Here is a 17,478-nt window from a genome sequence, read left to right as displayed (position 1 = left end):
CCAGAAAATGAATCGCAGACAATTCTTCGCTGCCTCCGGGCTTGGCCTCGCTGCCGGCGCCGGCCTGATCTCCCGTGCCATCGCAGCCCCCGCCGAGCCCGAGAGTTTCACCGACCCGGCCACCCGCCAGCCACTCTCGGCCGACGGTCGCAGCTACACGCCCGTCGTCACCCTCAACGGCGGCTCGCTGCCCTGGCGCATGAACAACGGGGTCAAGGAGTTCCACCTGGTGGCGGAGCCCGTGCAGCGCGAGTTCGCGCCCGGCATGGTGGTCAATTGCTGGGGCTATAACGGTTCGTCGCCTGGTCCAACGATCGAGGTCGTCGAGGGCGACCGGGTCCGTATTTTCGTCACCAACAAGCTGCCGGAACACACCACCATTCACTGGCACGGGATTTTGCTGCCGAGCGGCATGGACGGTGTCGGGGGGTTGACCCAGCCGCATATCCCCAAGGGTAAAACCTATGTCTACGAGTTTACCGTCCGGCATAGCGGCACGTTCATGTACCACCCGCATTCCGACGAGATGGTGCAGATGGCCATGGGGATGATGGGCATGTTCATCGTGCATCCGCGCGACGGTTCACACCGGGTCGATCGGGATTTCTGTTTCCTGCTGGCGAGTTGGGATATCGATCCCGGCACCTTCACGCCGAATACCGCGGAGATGACCGACTTCAATATGTGGACCTTCAACAGTCGCGTGTTTCCAGGCATCGACCCGCTGGTGGTCCGCCAGGGCGACCGGGTGCGAATCCGCGTCGGCAATCTGACCATGACCAACCACCCGATCCACCTGCATGGCTACACGTTCAAGGTCACCGGCACGGATGGCGGCTGGGTTCCGCCATCCGCCCAATGGCCCGAGGTGACGGCGGATATTCCGGTCGGTGCCATGCGGGCGTTCGAGTTCGTGGCGGATGTGGAAGGGGATTGGGCATTCCATTGCCACAAATCGCACCACACGATGGGGCCGATGGGTCACGATGTCCCGAACATGATCGGCGTCGACCAGAAAAAGGCGACACCGAAGATTGCCAAGCTGCTGCCTGACTACATGTACATGCCGATGGGCGAGAACGGCATGGCCGAGATGCAGGACATGGTCGCCATGGGCATGACCCTGCCCGAGAACACCTTGCCGATGATGACCGGCGAGGGTCCCTTCGGGCCGATCGAGATGGGCGGGATGTTCACCGTCCTGAAGGTCCGCAAGGACGTCGCCCCCGGCGACTACAGCGACCCCGGCTGGTACGAGCATCCGGAGGGAACCGTCGCCTATGAATACAAGCCCTGACCACACCACCATCAACGTCAATCCAGGAAGAGAAACCATGATGAAAGCGATATTTGTCACCCTGCTTGCCGCCGCATCTCTGATGAGCGCCACGGTCGCCGCCAATGCGGCCGGAACCCATGAGGGCGGGCACTACGAGTTCGGCGAGCCGGGCAAGGCGGAAAACGTCACCAAGACAGTGCTGGTCGATGCCGTTGATGAAAATGGCGAAATGCGATTTGTTCACGAACCGCTGACGATCAAGCAGGGAGACGTCGTCAAGTTTGTCGTCACCAACAGGGGGACCATGCCGCATGAGTTCTCGGTCGGCGATTCGCCCAGTCAACGCGCGCATGCGCTGATGATGGAGAAGATGCCCGATATGAAGCACGAGAACGACGCCACCGCGATCACCCTGGAGCCCGGCGAGACGAAGGAGCTGATCTGGGCCTTTACCAAGCCGATCAAGGGGCAGATCGAATTGGCCTGCCAGATGCCCGGTCACTATGCCGGCGGGATGGTGACAAAAGTCAGAATGGTGAAATAGAGAGGCGCTTCACCTCTCTATCCCGGAGATTGCCCTTGGTCATTTCCCTGGGGGCAATCTCCGGCTGCAGCCAACAGATCTCTCCGACGGGCTCGTTTGGGGTTGCCAGGACGGCACAAATCCATTTCCTTCCTGGGGCCACGGGTTTCTGGGATCATGAACTGGCAGAGAGCCCAATTTTCCTAGCAAAGGACGATGTTCTTAAGCCAAGACTGATGCGCTTAAGCGCTTCTTAATCGCCCATCTCTAAAATGCTTCTCAAATCCGAGACATTGCGAAAAGGGGGGTGGGGATCATGAATCTGTGGAATCGCCTGTCGCTGGCCGGCAAGCTGCTGCTGCCGATCTGCCTTGCCCTTATCATCGGTCTTGGCGTCTCGACCTATATCGTACGCGACCGATCCGCATTTGAAACGCAGACGCTGTCGATCAATCTAGGGCGCGCCACGGCGGAGGCTGCCGCCGCCAAGGTACAGTTGCGGTTCAACACGGCGTTCGAGGTAGCCCGCGTCCTCGCCGAGAATACGCTGGCGGCAAAGGAAGCCAACAAGCCGCGCCAGGACTTGATCGATGCGACCAAGGCCGCAACGCGCGCCAACCCGGACCTGGTCGGCACCTGGATCGAGATCATCGCCGACGGCTATGACAACAAGGCCGAGGAATACAAGGGCACGACCGGCATGACCGCTGGTGGCCGAATCTCGATCTATACCGTCCACAAGGACGGCGATGTCGATGTTGCACCGCCCTCCGAAGGCGAAAACGAGGCCATCAACCAGGATTACTTCAAGGGTGCCTTCGATTCCGGCCAGGAATATATCTCGGTGCCCTATGTTTACCCCGTGAATGGCGTCGACGTTCTGATGACCAGCGTCACCGTGCCGATCATCGAGGACGGCAAGCCGATCGGAGTCGCCGGCGTCGATCTCGCCCTCGATTCACTCGGCGAGCAACTCGCCAAGGAGATGCCGCTGGGAGATGGTCAGGTGTTTCTCGCCTCGGCTGACGGGTCCTGGGTCGCAAACTCAGATCCGGATTTCGTCGGCAAGACAATCAAGGATACGCGCCCCGATTTGCTGCAGCATGTCGAGAAGGCGGTCGGCGGTGAGGCGCTGGAACTGACCGAATTCTCCGATGCGTTGCAGGTCGATGTCCTGCGGATCCTGTCGCCGGTTGCCCTGGGGGAAGCACCGCGGCCCTGGGTGGTGATGACGAATTTGCGGATGCCGACGGTCAATCGACCGACCGATGCCATCACCCAGATCGTTCTGATTTCGTCCGGTGTGCTGGTGGTGGCCCTGACATTGGTGATGATCCTGCTGGTGCGCTCCCTCGCGGCAAAGCCGGTCCAGCGACTGACCACCACCGTCGAGCAGCTGGCCGGGGGCAACACCAATGTCGAGGTTCCCGGTACGGCGCGCGGCGACGAACTGGGCGTGATGGCCAAGGCGATCGAGATTTTCCGCCAGAAGCTGATCGAGATCGAGGCCCTGCGCCAGCAGACCCAGGCGGCCGAGGCGGAAGCCGCAGCGGCGCGCCGGCGCGGCATGCTGGAACTGGCCGATTCCTTCGAGGCCTCGGTCAAGGGCGTGGTGCAGGCCGTCTCGTCCTCTGCGGTCGAGCTTGAGGCCAATGCGCAATCCATGTCGAGCGTGGCCGAAGAGGCGACAAAGCAGGCACAGGCCGTGGCAGCAGCCACCACCGAGGCCTCGACCAGCGTTACCACGGTGGCAGCTGCGTCCGAGGAGCTGTCGGCCTCGATCGGCGAAATCAGCCGCCAGGTCAGCGATTCCGCCCGCACCGCCAATGACGCGGTGGGCGAGGTCGACAAGACCGGCGAAACGATGAGCGAGCTTGCCGCCGCAGCCGAGGAGATCGGCGGCATCGTGCGCCTCATTGGCGAGATCGCCAGCCAGACCAATCTGCTGGCCCTGAATGCCACGATCGAGGCGGCGCGCGCGGGCGATATGGGCAAGGGCTTTGCCGTGGTCGCGTCGGAGGTGAAGAACCTCGCCAACCAGACCGCCAAGGCGACCGAGGAGATTACCGGCCGCATCCAGAAGATCCAGACCACCACCAATGCAGCAGTCGAGGCCATGGGTACCGTGAAGGCGACCATCGCCAAGGTGAGCGAGATCTCCTCGGCCATTGCCGCGGCGGTAGAGGAACAGACCGCCGCCACGGCGGAGATCTCGAGCAACGCCACCCAGGCCGCCAGCGGCACCGAGGAGGTGGCGCGGTCGATCGAAGGCGTCAGCCGCGCTGCCGACGATGCCGGGAGTGCTGCGGGTCAGGTACTGGAGGCGTCCGGCGAACTGGCCAAGCAGGCCGAAGCCCTGCGCCACGAGGTCGACAGCTTCATTGCCCGTGTCCGCGCCGGCTAGGCTGGATCCTGTTCGGTCACCAGCACCAGGAAGCTTGCGGTCGGCAGGGTGATGCGGCCGGATTGCAGGGCCTGTTTCCGGGCCTGCAAAGCCGCCTGTTCTTGCGCGTCCTCCTGCATCTGGGCCTTGATGTCGGCAGCGATCTGTTGCTCGACCGCTTCACGCTCGGCCGGCGCCATGGCCTTCAGATCGTCCTCGCTGAGGCCATGGGCTTTCAGCCAAGTGTCGCGCATCCGTTCAGCCGGGGACTTCTCCATATAGGCAAGAAATTCCGCCCGCGGCCCCCGTTCCAGAGGGTCAGCCTTGCCGGATGCGACGGTAACGCCTGGCGGCAATCCGCCAAACAACCCATTGATGTTCATGACACTCTCTCCCGATCCGGCGCGTCGATGCGACATCGCGTTGCCGAACGCATCGAATGGGCAAGCAGGAACCGCGCCAATCTGTGATTTTCATCCTGACGCGATGCCCGGCCTTTGGCATAGTCGGGCACAGCCGGAAGATCAGAGCCCGAGGATTTTCAAACCATGCGCATCGTCGCCGCCCAGATGAAGCACGAGACCAACACCTTCTCGCCGGTGCCGACACCCTTGCGCCGCTTTTCCGGTCGCAGCGGCTTTCCGCTGGAAGGCCAGGCAGCCCATGACGCCTTCAAGGGAACGGGTGCTGCGCTGGCGGCCTATATCGACATTGCCGAACGCGCCGGCGCCGAGCTGGTCATCCCGCTTGCCGCCGATGCGAGTCCGAGCGGCCCGGTCGCGGCAGATGCCTTCAAATACATGTCCGACAAGATCTGCGCCGCCGTCGAAAAGGGCTGCGATGCGATCATGCTTGACCTCCACGGCGCCATGGTGACCGAGGAGGTCGAGGACGGGGAAGGTACCCTCCTCGCCCGCATCCGCACCATCGCACCGGAAACGCCGATTGCCGTCGCCCTCGACATGCATACCAATCTTTTTCCGGCCATGGTCGACAATGCGACCGTGCTCGCCGGCTACAGCACCTATCCCCATGTCGATGTCTACGAGACGGGATGGCGGGCCGGCACCACGCTGATGCGCGCCATGAAGGGCGAGGTAACGCCAACCAAGGCCTGGGGCAACCGGCCGATGCTGCCCCATGTCATGCGCCAGGGCACCCATGCCTTCCCGAATCGCGAGATCCAGGCCCGGGCGCGCGAGATGGAAGCCAGGGGCGAGGCACTGCTTGCCACGGTCTTTGCCGGCTTTCCCCATGCCGATGTCTATCATGCGGGCTTGTCCGCCATCGTCGTCACCGACAACGATCCGGCCAAGGCTCAGCAGCTGCGCGACGAATTGCTCGACATGGCCTGGCGCGACCGCGCCGCCTTTGTCTATCGGCCGGAGCCAATCGGGAAGTCCCTCGCCCGCGCCCGCGAACTAGCCGAGGGTGCGGGCGCCGGCCCGGTCATCCTCCTCGACCACTATGACAACTGCGCCTCCGGCGGCACCATGGACACGACCCGGGTATTGAAAGCGATCCTTGATTCCGGTCTGGACGATGTCGCGGCCTTCGCCATTCACGACCCGGCCGCGGTAACAAAGATGGTCCAGGCCGGCATCGGCGCCACGGTGACCCTGCCGATCGGCGGCTGGAACGACCTTCCCAGTATCAAGGCCAAGGGCGAGCCGCTGACGGTGACCGGCCGCGTGAAGCTCATTTCCGACGGTCGCTATCGCAACCAGGGCCCGATGGAGCGCGGCGTCCTGCAGGACATGGGCGCCACCGTGGTGCTGGACACCGGAAGGGTCGACATCGTCATCCTTTCCAACCACGTCGAACCCTATGATATCGAATGCCTGATGAGCCTCGGCATCGACCCCATGCGCAAGAAATTCATCATGCTGAAAAGCCGCGTCCATTTCCGCGCCGGCTTCCAGGATCTCGCAAAGGGCATCGTCGAATGCGAAGGTGTCGGCGTCTGCACCTCGGATTACAGCCAGCTCGACTTCAGGCACGTTCGCCGCCCGATCTATCCACTCGATCCGGACCTGCAGTGAAGCGCCGTCCCCAGTCGGGGCGCTTCTGGTCGGGCCATCTCTAGTCGCGCCGCCTGATATTCCTGATCCGGTCGAACAGTACTGCGAGGATGATCGCGCCGCCGATGAAGGTACCCTGCCAGAAGGCGTTGATGCCGAGAAGGCCCAGGCTGTTGCGGATCACCTCGATCAGCGCGGCGCCGACCAGGGCGCCCAGCGCCGTGCCGACCCCGCCGGCCAGATCCGCCCCGCCGATGACGGCGGCGGCGATAACCTGCAGTTCCATGCCGGCACCGATATTGGTGGTAACGGCGCCCAGCCATCCGGTCTGGACGATGCCGGCGATGCCGGCGGAAAGGGCCGAGATCATATAGACCGCGACCTTGATCGGACGCACCGGGACACCGGTCAGGATGGCGGCCTGTTCGTTGCCGCCGATGGCAAAGACGTGACGGCCGAAGCGGGTCCAGCGCAGCACGAAACCGGTGAGCGCCGCCAGCACCAGCATATAGAGCACCGGATTGGCGATGCCGAAAAGCCAGGCGCCGCCGCCCAGTGCCAGCAGCTTGTCGTGATCGGGGCCGAACTCGAAGACGACGGTGTTGTTGGATGCCACCATGGCAAGGCTGCGGGCGACCGAGAGCATGCCCAGCGTCACGACGAAGGGCGGAAAGCCGAGATAGGCGATGAGGATGCCATTGAAGGCACCGACTACCAGCGCCGTGCCGATCGCAGCCGCGATGCCGATCTCGATGCTGTAGCCCGCATGCATGGTGACGGCCAGCACCATGCTGCAAAGGCAGAGGACCGAGCCGACCGAGAGGTCGATCCCGCCGGATATGATGACGATCGTCATGCCCAGCGCGATAATCGCAACGAAGGTGACGTTGCGCGTGATGTTGTAGAGATTCTTCGACGTCGCGAAGGAATCGGTCGCGAAGGAAAGATAGAGGCAGGCGAGAATGACGGCGATGAATACCCAGAAGGTCTGGCTAGATAGCAGGGCGGCGAGCCTGGTGTGCTGCTTCTGGGCAATCGACTGGTCGAGCGAGTTGGTCGAATCGGTCATGGGCGATCTTGCTTCGTCGGAGCTGCGGGTGCGGTGATCTGGCGTCTCGGCGGGGGTCATGCCGTTTCGATGGCGCCGGTGATGAGTCCGGTCACCTCCTCTGGCGAGCTGTCCGCGATGCGCTTGTCGGCGACCTTGCGACCACGTCGCATGACGATGACACGGTCGGCCACGGTGAACACGTCCGGCATGCGGTGGCTGATGAGGGCGACCGCGATGCCGTGATCGCGCAATCGGCGGATGAGATTGAGGACCTCCGCGACCTGGCGTACCGAGATCGCCGCCGTCGGCTCATCCATCAGCACGATCTTCGGGTCGGAGAGGCGGGTGCGCGCGATGGCCACTGCCTGACGCTGGCCGCCGGACATCTGCTTCACCAGGTCGCGCGGCCGGGTCTCCGATTTCAGCTCGGCGAAGATCTGCGCGGCGCGGCGATACATGGCGGCGTAATCGAGCACGCTGAACGGGCCGAAACCGCGCCGCAACTCGCGCCCCAGATAGACGTTTGCGGCGGCCGTCAGGTTGTCGCACAAGGCCAGGTCCTGGTGCACGATTTCGATGCCGTGGCGCCGCGCATCGACCGGGCGGTGCATCACCAATTCCGCACCATCCAGGCGCATGCTGCCGTGGCTGGGACGGAAGTTGCCGGCGATCATTTTTACCAGGGTGGATTTGCCGGCCCCGTTGTCGCCCATCAGGCCGACAACCTCGCCGGCCTCCAGCGAGAAGGATACATCGCTGACGGCATGGATGGCGCCGAAATGCTTCGAGATGTTCTGCAGTTCAAGAACCGGCACGTGATCGTCGCCCTCCCCAGGCAGATTGGCGGTTGCTTGCAGCGAGGCCACTTGCAGCGATGCGTTTGGCCGCGTGATCGACCGTTGCTGCGGGGCGGCACTTGTTTTTCGAGTGTGCGATTTTTTGATTCCGCAACGCAGCCGCGCAACTCTAGGCAGCCTTGTTCCAAGGCGTCAATTGTCTGCGCTGTGATCTGTGCTGCCTGCCGCACTGCACACCTCAAACGCCTCAATCGTTAATTATTATCGTACAAAAGATTCTATTTGTACGACAAAACTATTGACGGTGGAAAACAGCCGCGATTAGCTTCCTGCGGGAGAATGAATCCGGCAACGGCACCGCGTATAGCAGCTCGAGCAGGGCGGAATGCGAGCCAACGACATGCGGGCCAGAGAAGCATAAGCCTGAGCGAACGCAGGCCCGAGAAGTGTGCACCGGATTTACATGCGAGGGAGGGTGGATCGCAGCCGGACCAAAGCGGCTGCTTTGCCGGAACGGCCACGACGATTGAGGCAATGCGCATCTTTGGGTCGCCGTGTTGATGCCGCCTGACTCAGTCGGGCGCTCAGGAGAAAGCGCGACTGGCCTCGATCGATCGGTCTTGTCGCGCGTGACGGACGGGAAGTCCGTGGATGTCATTCCGTGGGTTTGATCTGGAGCAATGGGAGGAAACAATGAGAACACTGCCGATGCTTGCAGCCGCGATCGTACTGGCGCTTTCCGCCAGCCCGGCCTTGGCCAAGAAACAACTGGTGATCGTGGTCAAGGGCCTCGACAATCCCTTCTTCGAAGCCATCAACCAGGGCTGTCAGAAGTGGAACAAGGAGAATCCCGATTCCGAGTATGAATGCTTCTACACCGGCCCCGCCTCGACCTCCGATGAAGCCGGCGAGGCGCAGATCGTGCAGGACATGCTGGGCAAGCCCGATACGGCGGCAATCGCCATTTCGCCGTCGAACGCCAAGCTGATTGCCCAGGCGATCAGGAACGCCAATCCGACGGTTCCCGTAATGACGCTCGACGCCGATCTCGCGGCCGAGGATTCAGCGCTTCGCATGACCTATCTCGGTACTGACAATTACCTGATGGGCTATCGGATCGGCGAGTACATCAAGGAGAAGAAGCCGAATGGCGGCAAGGTGTGCACGATCCAGGGCAATCCCGGCGCCGACAACATTCTGCGCCGCGCCCAGGGCACACGCGATGCACTGAGCGGGCAGAAGGGCCTTGCCGAACTCAAGGGCGAAGGCGGCTGGACCGAGGTCGCCGGCTGTCCCGTCTTCACCAATGACGACGGCGCCAGGGGTGTGCAGGCGATGACCGACATCCTGGCCGCCAATCCGGATCTCGATGCCTTTGCCATCGAGGGAGGCTGGCCGCTTTTCGGCGCGCCGCAGCCCTATCGCGATCTGTTCCGGCCGATGGCGGACCGCATCGCCAGCGGCGATTTCGTCATCTCCGCCGCCGATACGATCGGCGAGGAAGTGGCGATCGCCCGGGAAGGCCTGGTGACGGCGCTGGTCGGCCAGCGGCCCTTCGAGATGGGCTACAAGGCGCCCAGCGTGATGCTGGACCTCATCGCCGGCAAGAAGGTTGATGATCCGGTCTTCACCGGCCTTGACGAATGCACCAAGGACACGGTCGAAACCTGCATCCAGAAGTAGGCGATGGCGAGAGAGGGCGCGCCGGCGACGGCGCGCCCTCTTCTTTGCGGCGGCGGATGGTTTGCGCATTGCTGGCGACAGGCTTTTTGCACGAGAGCGGAATGCAGCCGACCTATTCCGCACATGCGAAGGCAGTTTGCATCTGCAATAAATCATATTGTATTATAATATCCCTTCCCAAGCTTCCCGGCCTGTGGCATGGGTTTGGGCACCCGCCGGCTTTGAAGCGGCCCGCTTGAGGCCGCGAACCGGCGGATCCAAACGGGAGAAACACGCATGACATTGATACGTTCGCTGAGGCGGCTGCTGGCCGCGACCGCCCTTTCCGCCGTCGCCCTGTCGGCGGCACATGCCGAGGACCTCACCATCGGCTTCTCGCAAATCGGGTCGGAATCCGGCTGGCGCGCCGCCGAAACCAAGGTGTCCAAGATCGAAGCCGACAAGCGCGGTATCGACTTGAAGATCGCCGATGCGCAGCAGAAGCAGGAAAACCAGATCAAGGCGATCCGCTCCTTCATCGCACAGGGCGTTGATGCGATCTTCCTCGCCCCGGTGGTCGCCACCGGCTGGGATGCGGTATTGGCCGAGGCGAAGGAGGCCGAGATCCCCGTGGTGCTGCTTGACCGTACCATCGACACCCCGGACGAATCGCTCTACCTCACCGCCGTCACCTCCGACACGGTCTATGAGGGCAAGGTTGCCGGCGAGTGGCTGGCCGAGAAGACCGCCGGCAAGTGTGCCATCGTCGAACTGCAGGGCACGGTCGGTTCCAGCCCGGCGATCAACCGCAAGAAGGGCTTCGACGAGGCCATCGCCGTGCATGCGGAGATGAAGATCATCCGCACGCAATCGGGCGACTTCACCCGCGCCAAGGGCAAGGAAGTGATGGAAAGCTTCCTCAAGGCCGAGAACGGCGGCAAGAATATCTGCGCCGTCTATGCCCATAACGACGACATGATGATCGGCGCCATCCAGGCGATCAAGGAAGCCGGATTGAAGCCGGGCAGCGACATCCTCACCATCTCGATCGATGCCGTGCCCGACATCTTCAAGGCGATGGCCGATGGCGAGGCCAATGCGACCGTCGAACTGACGCCGAACATGGCGGGCCCGGCACTGGATGCCATCATCGCCTACAAGAAGGACGGCACCGTTCCGCCGAAATGGATCCAGACGGAATCCAGGCTTTATCTGCCGGATACCGCGGCGGCGGAATACGACGCCCGCAAGGACCTCTATTGAACTTCCGTATCCCGTGGCCCGGCGCGCCGGGCCGCGGGAACCTCGTTACGGTCGCATCATGAATTCAGCCCGGCAGCCAGCGCTTCTCGACCTTCGCGGCATCGCCAAGTCCTTCCCTGGCGTGCACGCGCTGAGTGACGTCGATTTCACCCTGCACAAGGGCGAGGTGCACGCCCTTCTCGGCGAGAACGGCGCCGGCAAATCAACCCTCATCAAGGTATTGACCGGCATCCATCGGCGCGATGCCGGCACCATGCATCTGGAGGGGCAGCCGATCGACCTGCATGACCCCGCCGACGCGCAGCGCCTCGGTATCGGCACCGTCTATCAGGAAGTGAACCTGCTGCCCAATCTGACAGTCGCCGAGAATATCTATCTCGGCCGCCAGCCGACCCGCCTTGGCTTCGTAGACCGGCGGCGCATGGCGCGGGATGCCCGCGCGCTGCTGGCCGGCTACGGGCTCGACATTGACGTCAATGCAGCGCTCGGCGACTTCTCGGTCGCCGTGCAGCAGTTGGTAGCGATTGCCCGTGCCGCCGATCTTTCCGCTCGCATCCTCATTCTCGACGAACCCACCGCCAGCCTCGATGCGCAGGAAGTCGCCACCATGTTCGCGATGGTGCGGCAGCTGAAGGCGCAAGGCCTCGGCATCGTCTTCGTCACGCATTTCCTCGACCAGGTCTACGAGATCGCCAATCGCATCACGGTGCTGCGCAATGGCCGCCTGGTCGGCAGCCATGCCACAGCTGATCTGCCGCGCCTCGACCTGGTGCGCCTCATGCTGGGCAAGGAACTGGCCGAAATAGAGTCCGCCGATCACGCGCATGGTCCGGGCCGCGGGGGCTTGTGCGCCAGCTTCCGGGATTTCGGCAAGCGGCGTTATCTCGCGCCCTTCGACCTCGACATCCATGAGGGCGAGGTGATCGGCATCGCCGGTCTGCTGGGTTCGGGCCGCACCGAGACGGCCAAGCTGATCTTCGGCATCGAGCGCGCCGACCGGGGCGAGGTGCTGGTCGATGGCGCCAGTGCCCGCCTTGCCGCACCGCGCGACGCCATCGCCCTCGGCTTCGGCTTCTGCCCGGAGGACCGCAAGACCGAGGGCATCGTCGGCGAATTGTCGGTGCGCGAGAACATCATTCTCGCCCTGCAGGCGCGCCGGGGCTGGATCAAGCCAATTCCTGCTGCCGAGCAGAAGCGTATCGCCGAGGAATTCGTCCGCCGCCTCGACATCCGCACCACCGATATAGAGAAGCCGATCGAGCTGCTTTCCGGCGGCAACCAGCAGAAGGCGCTGCTGGCGCGCTGGCTCGCCACCAATCCCCGCATCCTCATCCTGGACGAGCCGACGCGCGGGATCGATGTCGGCGCCCATGCCGAGATCATCCGCCTGATTCGCGAATTGTGCGGGCGCGGCATGTCGCTTCTGGTGATATCGTCCGAGCTTGACGAGATCACCGTCTACAGCGACCGCGTCGTGGTGCTGGCCGACCGGCGCCATGTCGGGGAACTGCGTGCTGCCGAAATCTCGCCCCGGAGCATCATGGCGGCAATCGCGGGTACGGACGCACCGGTGGCGCAACAGGAGCGACCGGCATGACCCGCCACTTGAAGGCGGCGGCACCGCAACTGGCAGCCTTGTTCCTGGTGCTGCTGGCGAACTGGATCGTGTTTCCGGAGTTTTTCCATATTCGCGTTCAGGATGGCAGGCTCTACGGCTCGCTGGTCGATGTCTTCAACCGCGGCGCGCCGGTGGCGCTGCTCGCCATCGGCATGACCCTGGTGATTGCGACCAGGGGCATCGATCTCTCGGTGGGTGCCGTCATGGCCATCGCCGGCGCCACCGCCGCCACCCTGGTCAATGACGGCCATGGCGCGATGACGGCGATCGCGGCGGCCCTTGCCGTCGGCCTTCTTTGCGGGTTGTGGAACGGCATCCTGGTGGCGCTGCTCGACATCCAGCCGATTATTGCCACCCTCATCCTGATGGTGGCCGGGCGCGGCATCGCGCAGTTGATCACCGAGGGACAGATCGTCACCTTTGTCGATCCGGCACTCATTTTCATGGGCTCCGGCGCCATCGCCGGCATACCCATGCCGGTAATCCTCGCCTTCCTGGCGCTCTGCGTCACCCTTTTCCTCTATCGACGCACGGCACTTGGTCTGCTGACCGAGGCGATCGGCATCAACCGCCGCGCCAGCGCCTATGCCGGCGTCAATGCCCGCGCCGTCCTGCTGGTGGCCTATGCCTGGTGCGGCCTGACCGCATCGCTGGCCGGCATCATCGCCGCCGCCGACATCAAGGGGGCGGATGCCAACAATGCCGGATTGTGGCTGGAACTCGACGCCATCCTCGCCGTGGTGATCGGCGGCACTTCGCTGTTCGGCGGTCGCTTCCGCCTCGTTCTCTCCTTCGTCGGCGCGCTTATCATCCAGGCGATGAATACCGGCATCCTGCTCTCCGGCTTCAAGCCGGAATTCAACCTGATCGTGAAGGCCTTCGTGATCCTGGTTCTGCTGCTGATGCAATCGGGCGCCAGCGGCGCCCTCCTCGATCGGCTGGCGCTGATCCGCAGCCGCCCGCGGCTGGCGCCGGAGGGCAAGGAGGTTTCATGAACCGCCGCCACCTGCCACTGCTCGTCACCATCCTGGTCTTCGTGCTGGTCTATGCGCTCTGCGCCGCGCAATACCCGAAGATGCTCAGCTTCCGCGTCGTCGGCAATCTGCTGACCGACAACGCCTTTCTGGGCATCGCCGCCGTCGGCATGACCTTCGTCATCATCTCCGGCGGGATCGATCTATCGGTCGGCGCCGTCATCGCCTTCACCACCGTCTTCCTCGCCGTGGCCCTAGATTCCTGGGGCCTGGCACCGGGTCTTGCCTTCCCCCTGATCGTCGCCATCGCCCTGCTGTTCGGGGCCGGCATGGGCGCCGTGATTCATTATTTGAAGACGCCACCCTTCATCGTGACACTGGCCGGCATGTTCCTGGCGCGCGGGGCCTGCTTCCTGCTGACCACCGATTCGGTGCCTGTGACGCATCCGCTCTATGGCACACTGACCGGGTTCTATTTCCGGCTGCCGGGCGGCGGGCGCCTCAGCCTCATCGCCCTGGTGATGCTGGGGGTGGTAACCCTAGGCATCCTGCTGCTGCACTACACGCGCTTCGGCGCCAGAGTCTATGCCCTGGGCGGTAATGCCCAGGCGGCGCGAATGATGGGCATTCGCGCAGGCCGCACCACCATCCTGGTCTATGCCCTCTCGGCCGGACTCTCCGCCATCGCCGGTATCGTCTTTTCGCTCTACACCTCGGCCGGTTATTCCCTGGCAGCGGTCGGTGTCGAGCTCGACACCATCGCCGCCGTGGTGATCGGCGGCACGCTGCTTTCGGGCGGGCAGGGATTTGTGCTCGGCACCTTTGCCGGCGTCCTCATCCAGGGCCTCATCCAGACCTACATCACCTTCGACGGCACGCTTTCCAGCTGGTGGACCAAAATTGTGGTCGGCCTGCTCTTGTTCGCCTTCATCCTGCTGCATAGAATTCTGGTCTACCTGTCGGCCCGCCGCGCCGCGGGGATCGCCGCGGGGGGCGCCGCGGGAGTCAGGGAGCAGCCAGCATGATCACCGACCAGAACAGGAACCGCGTCGTCCGGGCGCCGCAATCCGGCGCGGCCGGAGGCGGTTCGCCCGGCAAGGGACTGGCCGGAACCGGCATCTCCGGCAGCCGCCTGGGCCATCCGCGGGGCGGCGCCGCCCGGACCGGCCAGGACCATGTCGTCCGCGCCATGGGCCTGCTGATCCTGTCCGGCGCGTTCGCGGAGGGTGCCCTGCTGCCCGGCGAAGCCGATTTGATGGCACGGTTCGGCATTTCCCGCACCGTGCTGCGCGAGGTACTGAAGACGCTCGCCGCCAAGGGCCTGGTCGTCTCCAGGACCCGGGTCGGCACGCGTGTACGCAACCAGGTCGATTGGAACATGTTCGACCCCGATTTGCTCTCCTGGCGGGTCGAACTCGGCATGGATTTGCGTTTCCTGAACGCGCTCTATGAAATCCGCCTTGCGGTGGAACCGGCCGCTGCCGCGCTCGCCGCCCTGCGCCGCAGCGACGAGCAGCTGGCGCGTCTCAATGCGCTGATCGAGACCCTGGCCCAGCCCGGCCATAGCCGCGCCAGCTTTGCCGAGGCCGACCTTGCCCTCCACCTCGAGATCGCCGCCGCTTCCGGCAACCCCTTCATGCGTGCCGTCGGCGCCATCATCGAGGCGGCCCTGGTGGCGAGCTTCACCGACACCGCCCCCACCGACGAGAACCGGCTGGCCGAATCGGCGCGCGAACATGAAGCCATCGTCGGGGCGATCGCGGCGGGCGATTCCGTCGCCGCCGCCAAGGCCATGACCGACGTCATCGAAACCGGCCGCCGCAGGCGCGCGGCCGCACTGCAACAACAGCTCGACGCGGCGCAAGCCGACGAGTGATCTCATGCTGAAGACAACGAGGAGTAACGCGCGATGAGTTCCAGCAACAGCACCCAGGGCAGCGGCGGCGCGCGCGCCGGCCAGAAGGACGGGGCTGGCCGCCAGCTACGCTCGCGCGCCTGGTTCGACAATCCGGAGAATGCCGACATGACGGCGCTCTATCTCGAGCGCTATCTGAACTATGGCTTCACCCGCGAGGAGCTGCAATCGGGCAAGCCGATCATCGGCATCGCCCAGACCGGCTCAGACCTCTCGCCCTGCAACCGCCACCACATTGTCCTGGCCCAGCGCCTGCGCGACGGTATCCGCGACATGGGCGGCATCGCCATCGAGTTTCCGGTGCATCCCATCCAGGAAACCGGCAAGCGCCCGACGGCGTCGCTCGACCGCAATCTCGCCTATCTCGGTCTCGTCGAAGTGCTGTACGGCTATCCGTTGGACGGCGTCGTGCTGACCATCGGCTGCGACAAGACGACACCGGCCTGCCTGATGGCGGCCGCCACCGTCAACCTGCCCGCCATCGCCCTCTCGGTCGGTCCGATGCTGAACGGCTGGTTCAAGGGCGAGCGCACCGGCTCCGGCACCATCGTCTGGAAGGCGCGGCAATTGCTGGCGGCGGGCGAGATCGACTATCAGGGCTTCATCGAGCTGGTGGCGTCCTCGGCGCCCTCGACCGGCTATTGCAACACCATGGGCACCGCCACCACCATGAACTCGCTAGCCGAGGTGCTGGGCATGCAGCTGCCGGGCTCGGCCTCGATCCCGGCACCTTATCGCGAGCGCCAGCAGATGGCCTACGAGACCGGGCGGCGCATCGTCCAGATGGTGCGCGAGGATCTGAAGCCCTCCGACATCATGACCAAGAAGGCCTTCCGCAACGCGATCCGGGTCAATTCCGCGATCGGCGGCTCGACCAATGCGCCGGTGCATCTGAATGCCATCGCGCGCCATATGGGTGTGCCGCTGGATGTGCAGGAATGGGAGGATCTCGGCCGCGACATTCCCCTCCTCGTCAACCTGCAGCCGGCCGGCGAGTATCTCGGCGAGGATTATCATCATGCCGGCGGGGTGCCCGCCGTGGTGGCCGAACTGATGAAACAGAAGCTGATCGACGAGGACGCGCTCACCGTCAACGGCCGCACCATCGGCGAGAATTGCCGCGGCGCCGAGATCATGGATACGAATGTCATCAAGACCTTCGCCAACCCGATGAAGCAGCGTGCCGGCTTTGTCGTCATGAAGGGCAACATCTTCGACAGCGCCATCATGAAGGTCTCGGTCATCTCCGAGGAATTCCGCGCGCGCTATCTCTCCAACCCCAAGGACCCGGACGCCTTCGAGGGCAAGGCCGTGGTCTTCGACGGGCCGGAGGATTACCACAGCCGCATCGACGATCCCGCCCTCGGCATCGACGCCAATTCGGTCCTCATCATCCGCGGCGTCGGGCCGGTGGGCTATCCGGGGGCGGCCGAGGTGGTCAACATGCGTCCGCCCGCCTATCTCATCAAGCAGGGCATCTCGTCCCTGCCCTGCATCGGCGACGGGCGCCAGTCCGGCACCTCCGGCTCGCCCTCGATCCTGAACGCGTCGCCCGAGGCGGCGGTGAATTCCGGCCTCGCCATCGTGCAGTCCGGCGACCCGATCCGGATCGATCTCAGGCAGGGCCGCGTCGACATGCTGGTGGCGGAGGCCGAGTTGCAGGCCCGCCGCGACGCCCTCAGGAAGGCCGGCGGCTACAAATTCCCCGACCACCAGACACCCTGGCAGGAAATCCAGCGCGGCATCGTCGACCAGCTGGACCAGGGCATGGTGCTGAAGCCGGCGGTGAAATACCAACGCATCGCCCAGGAAAAAGGTCTGCCCCGGGACAATCACTGAGGACGACATCCACCGACCGCAGATTGCCGACAGGTGACCGGACAGGAAGCTGCCCCCGCATCATACCGGTGCGGGGGTTTTCCATTGCGGCGACACAGAACGTTACAATTTTCCCGTTTTGCCCCGCTTCCGCGCCGAAGCGGCCGCCCCTAG

At 64.0% G+C, this 17,478-nt stretch carries 14 protein-coding genes; 11 read left to right on the top strand and 3 right to left on the bottom strand.

All coding sequences use genetic code 11. The features are described 5' to 3' along the window. Nucleotides 1-7 precede the first annotated feature (7 nt). From A8950_RS10630 to A8950_RS10620, 3 genes are all read left to right on the top strand, one after another. Complete coding sequence (locus A8950_RS10630) at nt 8-1,297, top strand: multicopper oxidase family protein (RefSeq protein WP_133613619.1); 1,290 nt, start codon at nt 8-10, stop codon at nt 1,295-1,297. Continuing rightward, a complete protein-coding gene (locus A8950_RS10625; RefSeq protein WP_133613618.1) occupies nt 1,281-1,823 on the top strand; it encodes a cupredoxin domain-containing protein in 543 nt (180 codons plus the stop codon). The genes A8950_RS10630 and A8950_RS10625 overlap by 17 nt, the downstream gene beginning before the upstream one ends. Before the next feature lie 295 nt (nt 1,824-2,118). Further along, nucleotides 2,119-4,206: a methyl-accepting chemotaxis protein gene (locus tag A8950_RS10620; protein ID WP_133613617.1), complete on the top strand. Its 2,088-nt coding sequence runs from the start codon at nt 2,119-2,121 to the stop codon at nt 4,204-4,206. Here A8950_RS10620 and A8950_RS10615 read toward each other — a convergent pair. Next, nucleotides 4,203-4,568 carry a hypothetical protein gene (locus tag A8950_RS10615; RefSeq protein ID WP_133613616.1) on the bottom strand — a complete coding sequence of 122 codons (366 nt, stop codon included), beginning with the start codon at nt 4,566-4,568 and terminating at the stop codon, nt 4,203-4,205. The two genes, A8950_RS10620 and A8950_RS10615, sit on opposite strands and share 4 nt — an antisense overlap. A 165-nt stretch (nt 4,569-4,733) precedes the next feature. Here A8950_RS10615 and A8950_RS10610 point away from each other — a divergent pair, with 165 nt between their 5' ends. Beyond that, nucleotides 4,734-6,227, top strand: coding sequence for a M81 family metallopeptidase (locus A8950_RS10610; RefSeq protein WP_133613615.1), 1,494 nt, complete (start codon nt 4,734-4,736; stop codon nt 6,225-6,227). A 40-nt stretch (nt 6,228-6,267) separates the two neighbouring features. Here the strand turns inward: A8950_RS10610 and A8950_RS10605 are convergent, their stop codons facing one another. After that, nucleotides 6,268-7,275, bottom strand: a complete 1,008-nt coding sequence (locus A8950_RS10605) for an ABC transporter permease (RefSeq protein ID WP_133613614.1) — start codon at nt 7,273-7,275, stop codon at nt 6,268-6,270. Between the two features lie 56 nt (nt 7,276-7,331). After that, entirely contained in the window at nt 7,332-8,072 is a 741-nt protein-coding gene (locus tag A8950_RS10600; RefSeq protein WP_133613613.1) for an ATP-binding cassette domain-containing protein, read from the bottom strand. Nucleotides 8,073-8,747: 675 nt separating this feature from the next. On the opposite strand from A8950_RS10600, the gene A8950_RS10595 reads away from it, so the two are divergent. The 7 genes from A8950_RS10595 to A8950_RS10565 all read left to right on the top strand — a co-directional run bounded on the left by A8950_RS10595 (nt 8,748) and on the right by A8950_RS10565 (nt 17,325). Next, nucleotides 8,748-9,737 (top strand): sugar-binding protein, encoded by a 990-nt coding sequence (locus A8950_RS10595; protein ID WP_133613612.1) that lies wholly within the window; start codon nt 8,748-8,750, stop codon nt 9,735-9,737. Nucleotides 9,738-10,013: 276 nt separating this feature from the next. Beyond that, nucleotides 10,014-10,979: a galactofuranose ABC transporter, galactofuranose-binding protein YtfQ gene (gene ytfQ / locus A8950_RS10590; protein WP_133613611.1), complete on the top strand. Its 966-nt coding sequence runs from the start codon at nt 10,014-10,016 to the stop codon at nt 10,977-10,979. 58 nt (nt 10,980-11,037) lie between these two features. Continuing rightward, complete coding sequence (locus tag A8950_RS10585; RefSeq protein ID WP_133613610.1) at nt 11,038-12,576, top strand: sugar ABC transporter ATP-binding protein; 1,539 nt, start codon at nt 11,038-11,040, stop codon at nt 12,574-12,576. Further along, entirely contained in the window at nt 12,573-13,592 is a 1,020-nt protein-coding gene (locus A8950_RS10580; protein WP_133613609.1) for an ABC transporter permease, read from the top strand. Before A8950_RS10585 ends, A8950_RS10580 begins: the two co-directional genes overlap by 4 nt. Further along, nucleotides 13,589-14,596 carry a galactofuranose ABC transporter, permease protein YjfF gene (gene yjfF / locus A8950_RS10575; protein ID WP_133613608.1) on the top strand — a complete coding sequence of 336 codons (1,008 nt, stop codon included), beginning with the start codon at nt 13,589-13,591 and terminating at the stop codon, nt 14,594-14,596. The genes A8950_RS10580 and yjfF overlap by 4 nt, the downstream gene beginning before the upstream one ends. Then, nucleotides 14,593-15,447, top strand: a complete 855-nt coding sequence (locus tag A8950_RS10570) for a FadR/GntR family transcriptional regulator (protein ID WP_133613607.1) — start codon at nt 14,593-14,595, stop codon at nt 15,445-15,447. Before yjfF ends, A8950_RS10570 begins: the two co-directional genes overlap by 4 nt. A gap of 147 nt (nt 15,448-15,594) precedes the next feature. Further along, nucleotides 15,595-17,325: an IlvD/Edd family dehydratase gene (locus A8950_RS10565; RefSeq protein WP_243735615.1), complete on the top strand. Its 1,731-nt coding sequence runs from the start codon at nt 15,595-15,597 to the stop codon at nt 17,323-17,325. Nucleotides 17,326-17,478: the final 153 nt, after the last annotated feature.

The organism is Dongia mobilis (assembly GCF_004363235.1).
Classification (GTDB): Bacteria; Pseudomonadota; Alphaproteobacteria; order Dongiales; family Dongiaceae; genus Dongia; species Dongia mobilis.
The sequence above is the reverse complement of the archived record's forward strand: the minus strand, read 5'-3'. Positions and strand labels throughout refer to the sequence as shown.